Annotated in this window: 18 protein-coding genes and 2 pseudogenes; 4 read left to right on the forward strand and 16 right to left on the reverse strand. The window is 71.9% G+C overall.

The window, feature by feature from the left end; translation table 11 throughout:
* Positions 1-298: 298 nt before the first annotated feature.
* Positions 299-502 (reverse strand): annotated as a pseudogene (locus O7620_RS12110) (transposase family protein); the annotation flags it as partial.
* 71 nt (positions 503-573) lie between these two features.
* On the opposite strand from O7620_RS12110, the gene O7620_RS12115 reads away from it, so the two are divergent.
* Positions 574-933, forward strand: coding sequence for a peptidase inhibitor family I36 protein (locus O7620_RS12115; protein WP_278123109.1), 360 nt, complete (start codon positions 574-576; stop codon positions 931-933).
* A gap of 54 nt (positions 934-987) precedes the next feature.
* On the opposite strand, the pseudogene O7620_RS12120 reads toward O7620_RS12115, so the two are convergent.
* The 10 genes and pseudogenes from O7620_RS12120 to O7620_RS12165 form a co-directional block, all read right to left on the reverse strand.
* Positions 988-1,565: pseudogene (locus O7620_RS12120) on the reverse strand (transposase family protein); the annotation flags it as partial.
* 294 nt (positions 1,566-1,859) lie between these two features.
* Positions 1,860-4,406, reverse strand: a complete 2,547-nt coding sequence (pheT, locus tag O7620_RS12125) for a phenylalanine--tRNA ligase subunit beta (RefSeq protein WP_278123110.1) — start codon at positions 4,404-4,406, stop codon at positions 1,860-1,862.
* Positions 4,407-4,447: 41 nt separating this feature from the next.
* Positions 4,448-5,515 carry a phenylalanine--tRNA ligase subunit alpha gene (gene pheS / locus O7620_RS12130; protein WP_151487758.1) on the reverse strand — a complete coding sequence of 356 codons (1,068 nt, stop codon included), beginning with the start codon at positions 5,513-5,515 and terminating at the stop codon, positions 4,448-4,450.
* 219 nt (positions 5,516-5,734) lie between these two features.
* Entirely contained in the window at positions 5,735-6,586 is an 852-nt protein-coding gene (locus O7620_RS12135; RefSeq protein ID WP_278123111.1) for an RNA methyltransferase, read from the reverse strand.
* A gap of 29 nt (positions 6,587-6,615) precedes the next feature.
* Entirely contained in the window at positions 6,616-7,008 is a 393-nt protein-coding gene (gene rplT, locus O7620_RS12140; RefSeq protein WP_184184750.1) for a 50S ribosomal protein L20, read from the reverse strand.
* Positions 7,009-7,040: 32 nt separating this feature from the next.
* Complete coding sequence (gene rpmI, locus O7620_RS12145; protein WP_007458415.1) at positions 7,041-7,235, reverse strand: 50S ribosomal protein L35; 195 nt, start codon at positions 7,233-7,235, stop codon at positions 7,041-7,043.
* 20 nt (positions 7,236-7,255) lie between these two features.
* Positions 7,256-7,903 carry a translation initiation factor IF-3 gene (gene infC, locus O7620_RS12150; protein WP_151487760.1) on the reverse strand — a complete coding sequence of 216 codons (648 nt, stop codon included), beginning with the start codon at positions 7,901-7,903 and terminating at the stop codon, positions 7,256-7,258.
* A 623-nt stretch (positions 7,904-8,526) separates the two neighbouring features.
* Positions 8,527-9,000 carry a PH domain-containing protein gene (locus O7620_RS12155; protein ID WP_278123112.1) on the reverse strand — a complete coding sequence of 158 codons (474 nt, stop codon included), beginning with the start codon at positions 8,998-9,000 and terminating at the stop codon, positions 8,527-8,529.
* Positions 9,001-9,191: 191 nt separating this feature from the next.
* On the reverse strand, positions 9,192-10,037 hold the full coding sequence (gene hisG / locus O7620_RS12160) for an ATP phosphoribosyltransferase (protein WP_151487762.1): 846 nt from the start codon (positions 10,035-10,037) through the stop codon (positions 9,192-9,194).
* Positions 10,038-10,082: 45 nt separating this feature from the next.
* Positions 10,083-10,364 carry a phosphoribosyl-ATP diphosphatase gene (locus O7620_RS12165; RefSeq protein WP_225854096.1) on the reverse strand — a complete coding sequence of 94 codons (282 nt, stop codon included), beginning with the start codon at positions 10,362-10,364 and terminating at the stop codon, positions 10,083-10,085.
* A 116-nt stretch (positions 10,365-10,480) separates the two neighbouring features.
* On the opposite strand from O7620_RS12165, the gene O7620_RS12170 reads away from it, so the two are divergent.
* The 3 genes from O7620_RS12170 to O7620_RS12180 are packed head-to-tail and all read left to right on the forward strand — an operon-like array spanning position 10,481 to position 12,932.
* On the forward strand, positions 10,481-11,344 hold the full coding sequence (locus O7620_RS12170; RefSeq protein WP_278123113.1) for a transporter substrate-binding domain-containing protein: 864 nt from the start codon (positions 10,481-10,483) through the stop codon (positions 11,342-11,344).
* A complete protein-coding gene (locus O7620_RS12175; RefSeq protein ID WP_151487764.1) occupies positions 11,341-12,186 on the forward strand; it encodes an amino acid ABC transporter permease in 846 nt (281 codons plus the stop codon). Before O7620_RS12170 ends, O7620_RS12175 begins: the two co-directional genes overlap by 4 nt.
* A 2-nt stretch (positions 12,187-12,188) precedes the next feature.
* On the forward strand, positions 12,189-12,932 hold the full coding sequence (locus O7620_RS12180) for an amino acid ABC transporter ATP-binding protein (protein WP_151487765.1): 744 nt from the start codon (positions 12,189-12,191) through the stop codon (positions 12,930-12,932).
* Positions 12,933-13,021: 89 nt separating this feature from the next.
* Here the strand turns inward: O7620_RS12180 and ribH are convergent, their stop codons facing one another.
* From ribH to ribD, 5 genes are all read right to left on the reverse strand, one after another.
* A complete protein-coding gene (gene ribH, locus O7620_RS12185; protein WP_151487814.1) occupies positions 13,022-13,522 on the reverse strand; it encodes a 6,7-dimethyl-8-ribityllumazine synthase in 501 nt (166 codons plus the stop codon).
* Between the two features lie 2 nt (positions 13,523-13,524).
* Positions 13,525-14,790 (reverse strand): bifunctional 3,4-dihydroxy-2-butanone-4-phosphate synthase/GTP cyclohydrolase II, encoded by a 1,266-nt coding sequence (locus O7620_RS12190; RefSeq protein ID WP_151487766.1) that lies wholly within the window; start codon positions 14,788-14,790, stop codon positions 13,525-13,527.
* Between the two features lie 61 nt (positions 14,791-14,851).
* Positions 14,852-15,541: a nicotinamide riboside transporter PnuC gene (pnuC, locus tag O7620_RS12195; RefSeq protein ID WP_278123114.1), complete on the reverse strand. Its 690-nt coding sequence runs from the start codon at positions 15,539-15,541 to the stop codon at positions 14,852-14,854.
* Complete coding sequence (locus O7620_RS12200; protein ID WP_151487768.1) at positions 15,541-16,158, reverse strand: riboflavin synthase; 618 nt, start codon at positions 16,156-16,158, stop codon at positions 15,541-15,543. Before O7620_RS12200 ends, pnuC begins: the two co-directional genes overlap by 1 nt.
* Before the next feature lies 1 nt (position 16,159).
* The gene (gene ribD, locus O7620_RS12205) at positions 16,160-17,221 is read right to left on the reverse strand and encodes a bifunctional diaminohydroxyphosphoribosylaminopyrimidine deaminase/5-amino-6-(5-phosphoribosylamino)uracil reductase RibD (protein WP_278123115.1); all 1,062 of its coding nucleotides are present in this window, start codon (positions 17,219-17,221) and stop codon (positions 16,160-16,162) included.
* Between the last annotated feature and the right edge of the window lie 152 nt (positions 17,222-17,373).

The raw sequence follows: 17,373 nt of genomic DNA on the forward strand, positions 1-17,373 counted from the left end.
CTCACCTCCGCATGACTATGCAGAGGAGATTAACAAGGACGACTCGCGAGTGCAAGTTCATGCAGCATGATGCATGGTAATGAACAGGTTGACCGCATCGCGATGCGTCCCCAAAGCCGGCGATCGTTGAGCTTATGCAGGTCATCGATGGCGTCATGGAGAAGACTGGCCAGGTAGAGGAGCAGGCTGACCGAATTGCCGTACTCGCTGACGAGAGCGAGCTTCGCCCCGGCCGCAGGGCCAGGGCCGAGCCAGATCGGGCGCAGCGGGGTGTGCTCCCGGCGCGTTCGTCCAGGTCGTGCAGCCAATCCGTGATCGCGGCGAACGACGCCCCGGCCATGACGGCGCAGACCGCCACCGCCAGCAGCGCGGTCAGCGGGTAACGCACGCCCCATGGAACGCGTGGATCAGGAACGGCGGCGAGCGCGTGCAGCAGCCCGCCGCGCGTCCGAACCGGGTGACCCGTCTCATCCAGTTCCTGTCCACAGCGTCGAACTAGCATAGTTAGAATTCGACCTAGAGAATGGATGAAACGTGTTGTCACGTCGGGGTTCTAGCTTCCTCCTTTCCATTGTGCTCGCCACCGGGGCGGCGCTGGCTGTGGCCAGCCCCGCAGCCGCCGCGACTCCAGCCTGCGAGGCCAACACCATCTGTCTGTGGGAACATAAGAACTGGGAGGGTCAGAAGGTCAGCCTGCCGCGGTGCACGCCGAGCCTCGGGGGTTTCGACAACAAGGCGTCGTCCTTCTACAACAACACCGGCCTTTACCTCAGGCTTTACGAGAACAACGACTACAGCGGCCGATACATCGAGATTCCTGCGGGCTTCAGTTACTGGAACCTGCACGACAGAAAGTTCACCGTCCGCCATGCGAACGGTGAACTCTTCGCAAGTCCCGGCGAATTCAACGACGTGACCTCCTCGGTCTGCTGATCGGACAGACCAACCGCAGTGAACCATTCTGCACCACGCGATCACAAGCGGTGATCACGTGGTGCAGTCGTGGTCGGTGTGGAGCAGGACGAGTGCGGCGGCCACGATCATGCCGATGCGCCATGGGTCGAGGCTGACGTTGCGTAGCGCCTTGGATGTGGTCTTGAGCAAAATTTTCCGCGTTCGCCGATGGCTCGCAAGCTGTTGTGGACCTTGTTGAACTGCTGCTGGATGGCGGTAAGCCGGCTGTTCTTCGGTTTCTTGAACGCCACGGCGTTGGTGCTGGACTCGCGGTTGTAGGCCAGATCGCCGAGGGGTCGCAGATCGGTGCCGGCCCCTCGGAGGCAGGGCAGGAGTTCGGGGTGGGTGCGTAGTGCGGTGGTGTCGTGCTCGCGGCCGGGTCGTGCGGGCGAGGTCCAGATGGGCCAGCCGTCGCCAACGATGATCGCCTGGATGTTGCCGCCGTGATTGTCGTGCTTGGCCGACCACCAGCGATCCACGCCCGGTGTCGGTCCAGGAGTACGACACCGGTCGGTCTCGATCAGCGTGCCGTCGATGGTGACGTGGGAGTATCCGGCTGCCTTGGCAGCGAGCAGTGCGCCGCGCAGTCCGGCCGCCTGCGCGGCGAGGACCCGGACGGGCGTTGACGCTGATAACGGCCCGGCCACAACGACAGCCTTCGACAAGGACGGATAGCAGTAGCCTCCGTCACCGCCGAACAGCGTCCCCGGAGACCCCGCCACACCGGCCCGGTCCACCGGCTCTCGAGCACCCACCGAGCGACCAATCCCGCCGCCGGACACGAATAAGGCCCCGACCCGGGATTAATCCCAGTTCAGGGCCTTGCTCGTTGCTACGCCGCCAGGGACTCGAACGCCGAGCCCGCAGGTTGAGAGATCGCGGTGCGGGGGACGGGCCGGGGCCAGTCAGGCGCCGCGCAGGGTGGCACCGAAGCGCTCGGCCGCGACGGCGACCGCCGCGTCCCGTGCGGCCACCGCCTCCTCGACGGTGAGCGTCCGGTCCGGGGCCCGGAACGTGAGCTTGTACGCCAGCGACCGCCGCCCCTCGCCGAGCTGCTCGCCGGAGTACACGTCGAACAGCCGCACGTCCTCCAGCAGCTCACCGGCGCCCGCCTCCAGCGCGCGGCCCACCTGCTCGGCCGGCACCGAGTCGTCCACCACCAGGGCCACGTCGATAAGCGCCGGCGGGAAGCCGGAGACCGTCGGCGCGGGCGTCACCGGGGTCGGCGGCAGCGCGTCGAGGTTCAGTTCCATCGCGCAGGTGCGGCGGGGCAGCTCCAGCGCCGCCACCACCGTCGGGTGCAGCTCACCGGCGTGCCCGACGACCGTGTCGTCGACCCGCAGCTCGGCACAGCGGCCCGGGTGCCACGGCGCGTACTCGGCCGCGCGCAACTCGACCCGCTCGTCGGGGATCCCGGCGGCGGCCAGCACGTCGCGGGCCGCCTCGATCGCGTCCGCCCAGCCGGCCGGTCGTCCCGCGCCCCACCAGCCGGCCGGATCAAGGTCGCCGGAGAGGACCACCGCGACGTGCACGGGCTGCGCCGGCACCACCGCGTCGGCGGCGGCGAACTCCGCGTCGGTGGGTCGCCGATCCACGCCCATCGCGGGCGGGCTGCCGGCACCGACGCGCGGGTGGAAGACCGCTCCGATCTCGTAGAGGGCGAGGTCGCGGTGACCTCGGCCGAGGTTGCGCTTCAGGATGCCGAGCAGCGGGCCGAGCAGCGTCGTGCGCAGCAGCGGCTCCTTTTCGGACAGCGGGTTGGCCAGCCGCACCGCGGGGCGGCGCGGGTCGTCGGCGGGCAGGCCGAGCAGGTCGGCCAGCTCCGGCGACACGAACGGGTGCGCGAGCACCTCGACGTACCCCCGCTCGGCCAGCGCCGTCGCGACCGCCCGGCGGCGACGCTGCCGCGGCGTCAGACCACGGCCGGGGGGCGCGGTCGGCAGCACCGACGGCACCCGGTCGTACCCGTCGAGGCGGACCACCTCCTCGACCAGGTCGGCCGGGTCGGTCAGGTCGGGTCGCCAGGTCGGCGGGGTGACGCTGAGCGCCGTCCCGGCGCCGCTGGCCACGCCGACCGCGCCCGCGTCCTCGGACAGCCGGTCCGCGCCCTGCGCGACCGTGCAGCCGACCCGCTCCAGCAGGGCGACGACCCGCGCCGGCGGGTACTCGACGCCGACCCGCCGGGTGGGCAGGTCCGCCGGCAGGGTGATCGGGGTACGCGGACGGACGTGGTCGATGTCCAGGATCTCGGCGCTCGGCGTGCCGCCGCCGTGCTCGGTGAGCAGCCTGACGGCCCGCTCCAGCGCGACCAGCGCCACGGCCGGGTCGACGCCCCGCTCCCAGCGCTTCGCAGCCTCGCTGAACAGCTTGTGCCGACGCGCGGTCCGCCCGACCATCGCCGGATCCCAGTGCGCCGCCTCGAACAGCACGGTGGTGGTGCCGGCGACGACCTCGCTGGTCTCGCCGCCCATCACCGCCGCGAGGGAGATCGGCCCGGTGTCGTCGCAGATGACCATGTCGTCGGCGGTGAGCACCCGGTTGACGCCGTCCAGGGTGGTGAGCTTCTCCCCCGCCTCGGCGCGGCGGACCACCAGCGGCCCGACGATCCGATCGGCGTCGAAGGCGTGCATGGGCTGGCCCAGCTCCAGCATCACGTAGTTGGTGATGTCCACCGGCAGCGAGATGCTGCGGATGCCGGCGGTGACGAGCCGCTGGGCCATCCACGACGGCGTCGGCGCGTTCGGGTCGATGCCGCGGACCAGCCGGGCGGCAAATCGGTCGCAGCCGACCGTGTCGCGGACCTCCACCGGGTACGCCGGGGTCTGCGTGCCGGCCGGGGCGGGCGCCAGGGCCGGGTCGCGCAGCGGCACGTCGAACGCGTGCGACAACTCCCGGGCCAGGCCGCGCAGGCTCAGCGCGTACCCACGGTCCGGGGTGATCTCGAGCTCGAACACCACGTCGTCGAGGCCCACGACCGGCCGCGCGTCGTCGCCCGGCTTGGCCGCCACATCCGGCGGAAGCACGATGATGCCGGAGTGGTCGTCGCCCAGGCCCAACTCCTTCGCCGAGCAGATCATGCCGGCCGAGTGGTGCCCGTACGTCTTGCGGGCGCCGATGGCGAACCCGCCGGGCAGCACACCGCCGGGCAGGATCACCACCACCCGGTCGCCGACGGCGAAGTTACGCGCCCCGCAGACGATCTCCTGCGGCTCGCCGGTGCCGTTGGCGTCACCCACGTCCACCCGGCAGAACCGGATCGGCTTCTTGAAACCGGTGAGCTCCTCGATCTCGCGCACCTCACCGACGACGAGCCGGCCGGTGACGCTCTCGCGCAGGTCCACCACGGACTCGACCTCGATGCCGAGGTCGACAAGCGCCTGCTCCACGTCACCGGTGGGCAGGTCGGCAGGGAGGTCGACGTACTCCCGCAGCCAACTGACAGAAACTCGCATGACTTTCAGACCACCGTTCCCGTGTCTCGTACCCGCATCGCCTACGCCCCGGTCCCGAGCGCGCGGCTGAACCGCACGTCGCCCTCGAAGAGATGGCGGATGTCGCTGACCCCGTGCCGGACCATCAGGGTCCGGTCGATGCCCATGCCGAAGGCGAATCCGGAGTAGACCTCCGGGTCGACGCCGCAGGCGCGCAGCACCCGCGGGTTGACCATCCCGCAGCCGCCCCACTCGACCCACTGCGGCCCGTCGCGGTGCTCCGGGAACCACACGTCGAACTCCGCCGACGGCTCGGTGAACGGGAAGTAGTGCGGCCGCCACCGGGTCTTCGCCTCCGGGCCGAACATCGCCCGCGCGAAGTGGTCCAGCGTGCCCCGCAGGTGCGCCATCGTGATGCCCTTGTCCACCACGAGGCCCTCGGCCTGGTGGAACACCGGGCTGTGCGTGGCGTCGATCTCGTCGGTGCGGTAGACACGGCCGGGCACGATCACGTAGATCGGCGGCTTGCGGCTGAGCATGGTGCGGGTCTGCACCGTCGAGGTGTGCGTCCGCAGCACCAGGCCGGAACCCTCCGGTGCGATGTGGAACGTGTCCATCAGGCCGCGCGCCGGGTGGTCGGCGGGGATGTTCAACGCGTCGAAGTTGACCCACTCCAGGTCGACCTCGGGCCCCTCGGCCACCTCGTAGCCCATCCCGACGAACAGGTCGCTGATCGACTCCATCAGGGTGCTCAGCGGATGCCGGGCGCCCCGCGGACGCCGGGCGTACGGCAGGGTGACGTCCACCCGCTCCTCGACGAGCATGCGCTCGGCCTGCTCACGCTCCACCACCTCGGCGCGGTCGGCGTACGCGGTCTCGATCGCCCGGCGGGCCTCGTTGACCCGCTTACCGGCGTCGGACTTCGCGGCCGGCGGCAACGCGCCGATCTCCCGGCGCGCGAGGGAGACCGGTGACCGGTCCCCCAGGTGCACCGAGCGCAGCGCGGTCAGGGCGTCCGGGTCGGTCGCCGCGGTGAACGCCTTCGTGGCGTCCGCGACGGCCTCGTCCAGGGCGGCGGGGTCGAGCAGGGCGACCTGCTTCGGGTCGTACGGATCGTTGCGGTAGCTCATGGCGTACGGGCACTCCCTCACGGCGGCGCCAGCCCTCACCGAGGCGGCTAAGCGAGTCTACGGACGCGCGGCTGCGCCGCAGCCCGCCGGTAGGAGTTTCGCAGGGAGCAGGTCAGGCCCGCCGCCCGCCGACACCGGCGGGCTGGCTAAACGAACGCCGTGGCGCGCTCATCGACGGACGCTCTCCCCTGCTGTCTGTCGCGCCGGGCGTGGACACCATCAGCGCTGTGCTCTCGCTGAAGCGTACAGGCAGACCGCGGCGGCCGCAGCCAGGTTGAGGCTCTCCGCGCGCCCGTACAGCGGCACCCGCACCCGCGCGTCGGCGGCCGCGATCAGCTCCTCGGGCAGCCCGTGCGCCTCGGAGCCGAACAGCCAGGCGGTGGGCCCGGCGAGCCGGCCGTAGTCGGTCAGGTCGTCCAGGTCGCTGTCGCCGTACCCGGTGGTGGCGAAGATCGACAACCCGGCGGCGCGCAGCGCGTCGACCACCGCGACCGGGTCCGGCGCGCGGACCACGTCGACGTGGAAGAGGCTGCCGGCGGAGGCCCGCACACACTTGCCGTTGTACGGGTCGACGGCGTCACCGGCGAAGACCACCGCACCCGCCCCGGCGGCGTCGGCGGTCCGCAGCACCGTGCCGGCGTTGCCCGGATCACGGATCTCGGCGAGCACCGCCACCAACCGGGGCGCACCCGCGAGGGCCTGCTCCAACGGCACGTCGAGGTGCCGGCAGACGGCGATCAGCCCCTGCGGGGCGACAGTCTCGGCGAGCGCGGCGAGGCCGTCGTCGGTCACCTCGGAGACCGGCACGTCGGCGTGGGCCGCCACGGCGGCCAGCTCCGGGTGCCGGTCCAGCGCGGTGGGCGTACCGAAAAGCTCGGTGACCACCCCCGGCCGCGCGAGGGCCTCGCGGACCGCCTGCGGTCCCTCGGCCAGGAACCGGCCGGTGGCGTCGCGGTCCCGGCGGCGCTGCAACCGCCGAGCGGCGACAACCCTGGGGGTACGCGCAGTGAAAGCCATGGTGTGCGCTCCTCCGGCACGATTGAGGCGCCCCCCGGACGGCGGTGCCGACACGGGAGACGCCTCGCTCTGGTGCGTGGGGATCAGGCCGCCTGAGCCGCCGCGCCGCCGGTGCCCTCGGCCGTGACCGCGGCCCGGGCCAGCTCGACGATCGCCGCGAACGCGGCGGCGTCGTTGACAGCCAGGTCGGCCAGGATCTTGCGGTCGACCTCGATGCCGGCCAGACGCAGGCCCTGGATCAGGCGGTTGTAGGTCATCCCGTTCGCCCGGGCGCCCGCGTTGATCCGCTGGATCCACAGCTGCCGGAAGTCGCCCTTGCGGTCGCGACGGTCCCGGTAGGCGTACTGCATCGAGTGCAGCACCTGCTCCTTGGCCTTGCGGTACAGCCGGGAGCGCTGACCGCGGTAACCGCTCGCGGTCTCCAGCAGGGTACGACGCTTCTTCTGGGCGTTCACAGCCCGCTTGACGCGTGCCATCTCAACTCCTTCTTACGTAAAGGTGGCGCGCGTCAGCGGCCGAGCAGCTTCTTGATGCGCTTGACGTCGGCCTTGGCCAGCACGACCGTGCCGGTCAGCCGGCGGGTCTGGGTGGAGGGCTTCTTCTCCAGGTTGTGGCGGAGGCCGGCCTGCTGGGCAACGATCTTGCCCTTGCCGGTCACCTTGACCCGCTTACCCATACCCGTGTGGCTCTTCATCTTCGGCATGTGGAACGTCTTCTCCCCTGTTACTCGCCGCTGGTGTCGGCGGCGGTGCCACCGTCAACGGCTGCTGCGGTCTCGCCGGCCGCCGCGGTCTCATCGGTAACCGGCGCGGACTCGTCCGCCCCCCGGTCCCGAGGTGCACCGCGGGACGCCGTAGCGGCGACCGCGGAGGCCTTGACGGCCCGATGCGGAGCGAGAACCATGATCATGTTTCGACCGTCCTGCTTCGGAGCGGCCTCGACGTATCCCAGGTCCGTGATCTCGGACTCGAGCCGACGCAGGAGCCGGTAACCCAGCTCCGGGCGGCTCTGCTCGCGACCGCGGAACATGATCGTCACCTTGACCTTGTCGCCCGCCTTGAGGAACCGCACCACGTGACCCTTCTTGGTCTCGTAGTCGTGCGGGTCGATCTTCGGCCGAAGCTTCATTTCCTTGATGACGGTCTGCTGCTGGTTACGCCGCGCTTCGCGCGCCTTCAGTGCGCTCTCGTACTTGAACTTGCCGAAGTCCATGAGCTTGCACACCGGCGGGCGCGCCATCGGCGCAACCTCAACCAGGTCCAGATCGACGTCCGCGGCCAGCTGAAGGGCGCGCTCCAGTGGGACGATGCCCACCTGCTCACCCTCGGGGCCGACCAGTCGGACCTCACGTGCCCGGATCTGATCGTTCACGCGTGGTTCGACGCTGATGGGGCCTCCTCGAGTCGTTTCTGCTCAGGTGCCGACCCCCGCGGCTCCCGGATGGGAACCAACCCGGAAAGCAGAAGGCCCCGGCGCATGCCAGGGCCCGCTCGACCGGTCGGCACGATCACAGGATCGCGCATCCGGCACCGGGACGTACCCGGAACCGGGGACCGGACCCGGCCACCGTAGCGGCGACTCGGGTGGGAGCAGGCGCTCCGCTTTCGTGGCTGTCTGCTCGCACGCGGAGACAGCCTGGTCGACTCCATAACACTACACCCCGGCCCCGGTCACCCCCAAACCGGACACGACCCAGGGTCGCGAGTCCCAGCGCCCACGCCGCGGGCGCGGCGCTGGTGCGGGTGCGGGTGCGGGCGCGGGTGCGGGCGCGGGCGCGGCGCGGGCGCGGCGCGGGCGCGGCGCGGGCGCGGCGCGGGCGCGGCGCGGGCGCCAAGATCCGCGCACTTTGCAGGAAACTCGTGCCTCCGGCCGCGGTGAGGCAGCAGTTTCCTGGAAGTTGTGCTGATCTTGGACGGCGGCGCGATCCTGGCCGGCGGCGCGGATCAGCGACCGGCCAGCGGCCGGCGGCGCGGGTCAGCGGCCGGCGGCGCGGGTCAGCGGCCGGCGGCGCGTTCGGCGAGGCGGGCCAGGTGGGCTTCGTGCAGTCGGCGCAGCGCGCGGACCCCGTCGACAGCCAACTCCTTGTCGGCGGCCTGCAGGGCGACCATCGGTAGCAGGTCGTCGTCGTGCAGCTCCAGGCTGGCCCACGGCGCGCCCCGGTCGAAGCGGACCCCCCGGACGACCTCCCAGGGCAGCTCGTACGAGCTGATGACGTTCCGTACGCGGATGCTACGTGCGTCCGCCTCCACCCGTGGCCGGGTGAACAGCAGGAAGCCCAGCGCGCCGAAGATGCCCAGGCCGATCATGGCGATCTGGTCGCCGCGCTGGAAGCTGCCGTAGCCATCGCCGGTCGGCCCACTCAGCGAGGTGGCGACCAGGCCGAACACGACCACCAGTGCGACCGCGGCCGACCAGCAGACCACCCGGATCCGGCGGGGCTTCAGGCGGACCAGCTCGGTTTCACTCACCCCACCAGTCTGCCATCCGCACCCGCCCACCGACCGCACCACCCGCCGAGCCGTCACTCAGCCCAGCGCCGGACCCGCAAGATCGTGCTCGATCCTGGTTCGAGTGGCCTCGGTGGCGCGGGGAGGCCACTACTTCCATGTTCGAGCGCGATCTTGCGGGTGCCGGCACCGAGTCGATCAAGCAGGGGCGGTCAGAGGCGGCAGGCGTGGATGTTGGTGACCAGGATGGCGCGGGCGCCCAACTCGTACAGCTCGTCCATGATCCGGTGCACGTCGTCGCGGAGCACCATCGCCTGCACCGCCACCCAGCCCTCGCGGTGCAGCGGCGACACGGTGGGCGACTCGATGCCCGGGGTGAGCCCGCTGGCCCGGTCCAGGAGGCCGGCCGGCACGTCGTAGGCGAGCATCACGTAGCGGCGGGCCACCAGCACCCCGTGCAGGCGACGCAGCAACTGCTCGGCCTGCTGGTGCGCCGGGGCGCCGGCGCGGCGGACCAGCACCGCCGAGGAGCGCAGCAGCGGCTCTCCGAAGACCACCAGGCCGGCCTGGCGCAGGGTGGCGCCGGTCTCCACCACGTCGGCGACCACGTCGGCGACGCCCAGGCGGACGGCGTTCTCCACCGCGCCGTCGAGGCGGATCACGTCGGCCTTGACGCCCAGGTCGCCGAGGTGCCGCTCGACCAGGCCGGGGTACGCGGTGGCGATCCGGTGCCCGCCCAGGTCCTGCACGGAGGCGATGTCGTCGGGGCGGGCGGCGAAGCGGAAGGTAGCCCGGCCGAAGGCGAGGTCGACGACCTCCTCGGCGGGTGCGGCCGAGTCGATCAGCAGGTCCCGGCCGGTGATGCCGAGGTCGAGGTCACCGGAGCCGACGTAGGTGGCGATGTCCTTGGGGCGCAGGTAGAAGAATTCGACGTCGTTGCCCTCGTCGCGGCAGACGAGGTCCTTGGGGTCGGTGCGCTGGCGGTAGCCCGCCTCGCGCAGCATCTGGGCGGCCGGCTCGGCCAGGGTGCCCTTGTTGGGGATGGCGACACGCAGCATGACGGAGTGCTCCTTCGATCGGGTCTGATCAACGACGGGGCGCACTCACAGATGTCGGTAGACGTCCTTCAGCTCGAGACCGCTGGCGAGCATCAGCACCTGGACCTGGTAGAGCAGCTGGGAGATCTCCTCGGCGGTCCGCTCCGGGCCCTCGTGCTCGGCGGCCATCCACGACTCGGCCGCCTCCTCGACGACCTTCTTGCCGATGAAGTGCACGCCCTTGTCCAGTGCGGCGACGGTGCCCGAGCCCGGGGTGCCGGCGGCGGCCTTGGCCTGCAGCTCGGCGAACAACTCCTCGAACGTCTTCACGGGGAGCGATTCTTCCAGCCGCCGGGCCGGCACCCGGAGTCCGGGTCCACGCGAACCCAGCAAGCGGACAATTCCCTATCGACATGGTGGGACAGTCTCCAAGCGGACCGGTCGATGCCTCTACGCTGTCCGCCATGGCCAGCAGCTCACGTCTCCTCGCGCTCACCCTCGCCGGTGCGGTCGTCGCCGCCACCGCCGGGTGCGCGCCACAGGACGAGACACCGACCCCCACCGTCACCGTGTCGCCGTCCTGCACCAGGGACAGCCTGCCCACCCGTACGCCGGGCAAGCTCACCATCGCCACCGACCAGCCCGCCTACGAGCCGTGGTTCCGGCAGGACAAACCGGACAACGGCGAAGGCTTCGAGGCCGCCGTCGCGTACGCGGTGGCCGAGAAGCTCGGCTACGCCCGTGCCGACGTGACCTGGACCCGGGTCAAGTTCGACTCCGCGATCGCACCCGGGCCGAAGAGCTTCGACTTCGACATCAACCAGTTCTCCATCACCGAGGAGCGCAAGCAGGCGGTGGACTTCTCCGCGCCGTACTACCTGGTGCGGCAGACCGTCATCGCGTTGAAGTCGTCGAAGATCGCCGGTAAGACGTCGTTGGCCGACCTGCGGGACGCCCGGCTCGGCGCCCAGGTGGGCACCACCAGCTATCAGGCGATCACCGACGTGATCAAGCCGGCCGCGAAGCCGCAGGTCTACAACAGCAACGACGACGCCAAGAAGGCGTTGCAGAACGGGCAGCTCGACGGTCTGGTGGTGGACCTGCCGACGGCGTTCTACATCACCGGCGCGGAGATCACCGATGCGACGATCGTCGGGCAGGTGCCGCAGGTCGGTGTGCCCGAGGCTTTTGGGCTGCTACTGGACAAGAACTCCCCGCTGACCCGCTGCGTGAGCACCGCCGTCGGTCAGCTCAGCGAGGCCGGCACGCTGACCGAGCTGGAGCAGAAGTGGCTCGCGCAGGTGGCGGGGGCGGCCGAGCTGCGGTGACCCTGCTCGAGCACACCCCGTCGCCGGCGCAGCTGCGGCGCTCGGCGTACCGGCGGCGGCAGACCGTGTACAGCGTGCTGGTGGCGGCGTCCTCCACGGCGGCGCTCGGCACGCTGCTGGTCGTCGCGGTGACCGGCGCGCCGGGCTGGGATCGGGTCCGGCGGTCCTTCCTGGACCCGGAGATCGCCGTCGACGCGCTGCCGGCGGTGCTGAGCGGGCTCTGGCTCAACGTCCGGCTGCTGGTGTGCTGCGCGGCCGGCGCGCTGCTGCTCGGGTTGGTGATCGCCGTGCTGCGGACGCTACGCGGCCCGATCTTCTTCCCGGTGCGGGCGCTGGCCGCCAGCTACACGTACACCTTCCGCGGCCTGCCGTTGATCATCGTGCTCTACCTGCTCACCCTCGGCGTGCCGGGGCTGCGGCTACAGGGCACGCCGCCGGTGCTGGTGCTCGGCGGGCTCGCGCTGGTGCTCACCTACGGCGGCTATCTCGCCGAGGTGTTCCGGGCCGGCATCGAGTCGGTGCACCCCAGCCAGCTCGCCGCGGCCCGGTCGCTGGGTCTCACGTACCGGCAGACGATGCGGCACGTGGTCCTGCCGCAGGCCGTCCGCCGGGTGGCGCCACCGTTGCTCAACGACGTGGTGGCCCTGCAGAAGGATGTCGGCCTGGTCTCGCTGGCCGGGCCGATCGACGCGGTCCGCGCCGCCCAGATCGCCACCGCCCAGTCGTTCAACTACACGCCGTACGTGGTGGCGGGCGTGCTCTTCGTGCTGCTCGCGATCCCGCTGATCGCGGTCACCGACTGGGTGACGTTGCGTGCGGCCCGTCGCCAGTCGGGAGGCTGAGCATGGCTCTGCTGCGGTGCCGGGGGCTGCGCAAGGAGTTCGCCGGAAACATCGTGCTCGACCGGCTCGACCTGACGGTCGCCGAGCACCAGGTGGTGGCGTTGATCGGTGCCTCGGGGTCGGGCAAGTCCACCCTGCTGCGCTGCGTGAACCTCCTGGAGGAGCTCGACGACGGCACCATCGAGCTGGACGGGGAGGACATTTCCGATCCCCGGGTGGACCCCGACCGGGTACGCCGACGGATCGGCATGGTGTTCCAGGCGTACAACCTGTTTCCGCACCTGAGCGTGCTGGAGAACATCACCCTCGCGCCGCGACGGGTGCACCGGCGGGCCCGCGCGGAGGCCGAGGCGCAGGCCCGGGAGCTGCTCGACCGGGTGGGGCTGGGCGCGAAGGCGGACGCCTACCCGGATCGGCTCTCCGGCGGGCAGCAGCAGCGGGTGGCGATCGTGCGGGCGCTGGCCAACTCGCCCCGGCTGATGCTGCTCGACGAGGTGACCTCCGCCCTGGACCCGGAACTCGTCGGTGAGGTGCTGGCGATGATCCGGGACCTGAAGGCCGACGGGATGACCATGGTGCTGGCCACCCACGAGATGGGCTTCGCCCGGGACGTCGCCGACGAGGTCTGTTTCCTCGACGCGGGACGGGTCGTCGAGAGCGGCCCACCCGAGCAGGTCCTCGGCGAGCCGACGCAGCCCCGTACCCGGCAGTTCCTGCGCCGGATCATCGAGGCCGGCCGTCTCTGAAGGCCCGCCCTCAGAGACGGCCGAGACAACCCAGACGCCCAGCGGCAGAGCCGGCCAAGACAACCGAGACGACCCAGACGGCCGAGGCGTCAGCCGCCGAAGCCGACCCGCTGGGCGTTACCGGCCGCCACGGTCCGCACGGCCAGCGCGGCGTCGAGCGCGGCGACGGTGGCCGCCCAGCCCTTGTCCTCCGCCGAACCGGGGAGTCCGGCTCGGTCCCGGGCCTGCTCGATGGTCTCCACGGTGAGCACACCGTGGGCGACCGGCTTGCCCTCGTCCAGGGCGACCCGGGTCAGCCCGTCGGTGACCGAACGGCAGACGTAGTCGAAGTGCGCGGTGGCGCCACGGACCACCACGCCGAGCGCGACCACGACGTCGCAGCGGCGCGCCAGGGCCTGGGCGACCACGGGCAGCTCGACCGAGCCGGCGACCCGGGCGACCACGGACCGGGCGCCGCACGCCTCGGCGGCGGCCACCGCGCGCTCCAGCATGTGGTCGGTCAGGTCACCGTGCCAGCGGGCGGCGACCACCCCGACGGTCAGCCCCGCGGCGTCCACCGCGTCGACTCCCGGCTCACCGAAACCCGCCATCGTCATGCTCCGATCTCGTCGTTGGCGACGGGACGCCCCATCGGCGCCTCGGTCACCTCGTCCAACTCGTCCAGCAGGTGACCCATCCGGTCCCGCTTGGTACGCAGGTAGCGCAGGTTCTCCGGGTGCGCCCCGGCCGGCAGTCCCTCCCGGCCGCTGATGGTCAGCCCGTAGCCCTCCAGTCCGGCGCGCTTGGCCGGGTTGTTGGTCAGCAGTCGCATCGAGCGCACGCCCAGGTCGTAGAGGATCTGCGCGCCGGTGCCGTAGTCGCGGGCGTCGGCGGGCAGGCCCAGGTCGAGGTTGGCGTCCACGGTGTCGCGGCCCTGGTCCTGCAACTGGTACGCCTGCAGCTTGTGCAGCAGGCCGATGCCGCGCCCCTCGTGTCCGCGGACGTAGAGCACCACGCCCCGACCCTCGCGGGCGACCCGGGCCAGCGCGGCGTCCAGCTGCGGCCCGCAGTCGCAGCGCAGCGAGCCGAACACGTCCCCGGTGAGGCACTCGGAGTGCACCCGGACCAGGACGTCCTGGCCGTCGCCGAGGTCGCCGAGCACCATCGCGACGTGCTCGGCCGGATCGTGCTCGGCGCGGTAGCCGAGTGCCCGGAACACACCGTGCCGGGTGGGCATCCGGGCGTCGGCGACCAGCTCGACCTGCTTCTCGGTGCGCCGCCGGTAGGCGATCAGGTCGGCGATGGTGATCAGCGTGAGGCCGTGCTCGGCGGAGAACTTCTCCAGGTCCGGCAGCCGCATCATGGTGCCGTCGTCGTTGATCAGTTCGCAGAGCACGCCCGCCGGGCGCAGCCCGGCCAGCCGGGTCAGGTCGATCGCCGCCTCGGTGTGCCCCGGTCGGCGCAGCACGCCGCCCTCGCGGGCGCGCAGCGGCACCACGTGCCCGGGGCGGGCCAGGTCGGTCGGGTCGGTCGCGGCGCCGGCGAGCAGCCGACTGGTGTGGGCGCGGTCGGCCGCCGAGATGCCGGTGCTGATCCCCTCCCGGGCGTCCACGGTCACCGTGTACGCGGTGCCGCGCCGGTCCTGGTTGGTGTGGTGCATCGGCGGCAGGTCGAGCCGGTCGGCCTCGCTCTCGGTCAGGGCCACGCAGACGTACCCGGAGGTGTAGCGCACCATGAACGCCATCTGCTCCGGCGTGGCCAGCTCGGCCGCGAAGATCAGGTCGCCCTCGTTCTCGCGGTCGGCGTCGTCGACCACGACGACCGGCCGACCGGCCGCGATCTCGGCGATCGCCTGCTCGATATCTCCGAAGCTGGTCATGCCGCTACTCCGCTTCGCTGCGTGGCGGCATGACCCACCACGACATCGATGATTCGCTCGCTCATGCCACGGCCTCCGTGTAGATGGGCGTACGGGCGGCGGCCGGCCGGGCGGCGCGCGAGGTGCGCCACCAGGCGGCGAAGCCCCAGGCGCAGAGGGCGCCGTAGATGAGGTACATGACGGCCGACGGGTAGAACCCGCCGCGCAGCAGCAGCGGCACACCGACCGCGTCCACCGCGATCCAGACCAGCCAGAACTCCACCCAGCCACGGGCCATGCCGTAGGTGGCCAGCAGGCTGCCGGTGAGGATCCAGGCGTCCGGCAGCGGCCCCCAGGACCCCAGCGCGGCGAGCACCGGGTACGCCGCGGCGGTGCCGACGGCGGCGGCCAGCAGCATCGCCAGCCGTTCCCGGCCGGTGGCCCACCGCGGCTGCACCGCGGCGTGCCCGGCGTCGGCCCGACGGTTGCGCCGCCAGCGCCACCAGCCGTAGACGCTGACCGCGAAGAAGAACACCTGCCGGCCGGCCTGCCCGTACAGGTCGTGTGCCTGCGGGGTGGCGAACACCCCGCCCAGGAAGACGGTGAGCAGCAGCGCGTTGCCGATCATGCCGACCGGCCAGGCCCAGACCACCCGGCGCAGCCCGAGCAGCGCGGAGACCAGCCCGAACACGTTGCCGACGATCTCCCGGACCAGCACCGGCGAGCCGGCGATCTGCACCTGGGCGTCCAGCAGCCAACCGAGGGCGCCCATCAGGCCACCTCCCCGGCCTCGGTGAGCCGGGTGCCGAGCAGCCGCTCCACGTACTTCGCCACCACGTCGACCTCCAGGTTGACCGGGTCGCCGACGCCCTTCGCGCCGAGCGTGGTCAGCTTGAGCGTGGTGGGGATCAGCCCGACGGCGAACTCGTCCGCGCCCACCTCGGCCACGGTCAACGAGACGCCGTCGATGGTGATCGAGCCCTTCTCCACCACGTACCGGGACAGGGCGGCCGGCAGCCGGAACCGGACGGTCTCCCACTGCTCGGCCGGCTCGCGGGAGATCACCGCACCGACGCCGTCCACGTGGCCCTGCACGAGGTGCCCGCCGAGTCGGCTGCCCAGTGCGGCGGCCCGCTCCAGGTTGACCGGGTCGCCGGGGCGCAGCGCGCCCAGCGCGGAGCGGCGCAGCGTCTCGCCCATCACGTCGGCGGTGAAGACGCCGTCGGTCGCCTCCACGACGGTCAGGCAGACGCCGTTGACCGCGATGGAGTCGCCGTGGCGGGCGTCGGAGGTGACCAGCGGACCGCGGACGGCGACCAGCGCCGAATCGCCCGCCGTGGGAGTCACCCGGACGACCTCGCCCAACTCCTCGACAATGCCGGTGAACATGTCAGCCCTCCCTTTTCCGGGGCAAAGCGGTGATCCGGAGATCCGGACCGACCTGCGTAACGTCGACGAACTCCAGATCGATCGCCTCAGCGATGGTCGTCACTTTCGCGTCGACCAGAGCGGTCGGGCCGGCGCCGAGCAGCCGGGGCGCGACGTACCCGACGATCTTGTCGACCAGGCCGGCGGCGAGGAACGCGCCGGCCAGTCGGGGGCCGCCCTCCAGCAGCACCGCGCGGACCCCGCGCTGGTGCAGCGCCGCGAGCAGCGCCGGCAGGTCGACCCGGCCGTCCGGGTCGGCGCCGACCTCGGCGGCGGTCGCGATCCACGTCCGTGCGGCGCCGTCGCGGACCCGGGCGTCGACCGGGGTACGCCCCGAGCTGTCCACCACCACCCGCAGCGGCTGCCGGATGGCCAGGCTGCCGTCGCGCAGGTTGCGGGCGGTCAGCCGGGGATCGTCGGCGAGCACGGTGCCCACCCCGGCGATGACCGCGTCGACCGTGCCGCGCAGCGCGTGCACGTCGATCCGGGCCGCCTCCGAGGTGATCCACATGCTGGTGCCGTCCGCCGCGGCGGACCGGCCGTCCAGCGTCGCGGCGTACTTCCAGATGACGTACGGCCAGCCCCGGCGCATCGAGGTCAGCCAGGCGATGTTGCCGGCCTGCGCCTCGTCGCCGCGTACCCCCAGATCGACCCGGACCCCGGCGGAGCGCAACGTGGCGGCACCGCCGGAAGCGACCGGGTTGGGGTCGGGCACGGCGATGACCACCCGGGCGACGCCGGCCTGCACGAGCGCGGTGCTGCAGGGGCCGGTGCGACCGGTGTGGTTGCAGGGTTCCAGAGTGACGACCGCGGTGCCGCCCTTGGCGCGTTGCCCGGCCTGGGCCAACGCGACGATCTCGGCGTGCGGCCCGCCGGCGTAGGCGTGGAAACCCTCCCCGACGACCTGGCCGTCCTCGTCGAGCAGCACGCAGCCGACCACCGGGTTGGGACTGGTCGTGCCCAGCCCACGTGCGGCCAGCTCGATCGCACGCCGCATCGCCTCATCGACGGAGACGCTGGCCATCGCGCTTCCCTGCCCTCTCACTCGCCGGTCCGCGCGCGGGCGGTCAGGGAGGCGGCATGGGCCGCGGGCAGGCGGTGGCGGATTCCGGGAACGGCAGGGCCGCCCCGGGGGGTCGGCACGGCACGCTGACGCTAGCGGCCGGCTCGGACCCG

Origin of the sequence: Micromonospora sp. WMMD710 (assembly GCF_029626045.1) — a bacterium.
Lineage (GTDB): Bacteria > Actinomycetota > Actinomycetes > Mycobacteriales > Micromonosporaceae > Micromonospora.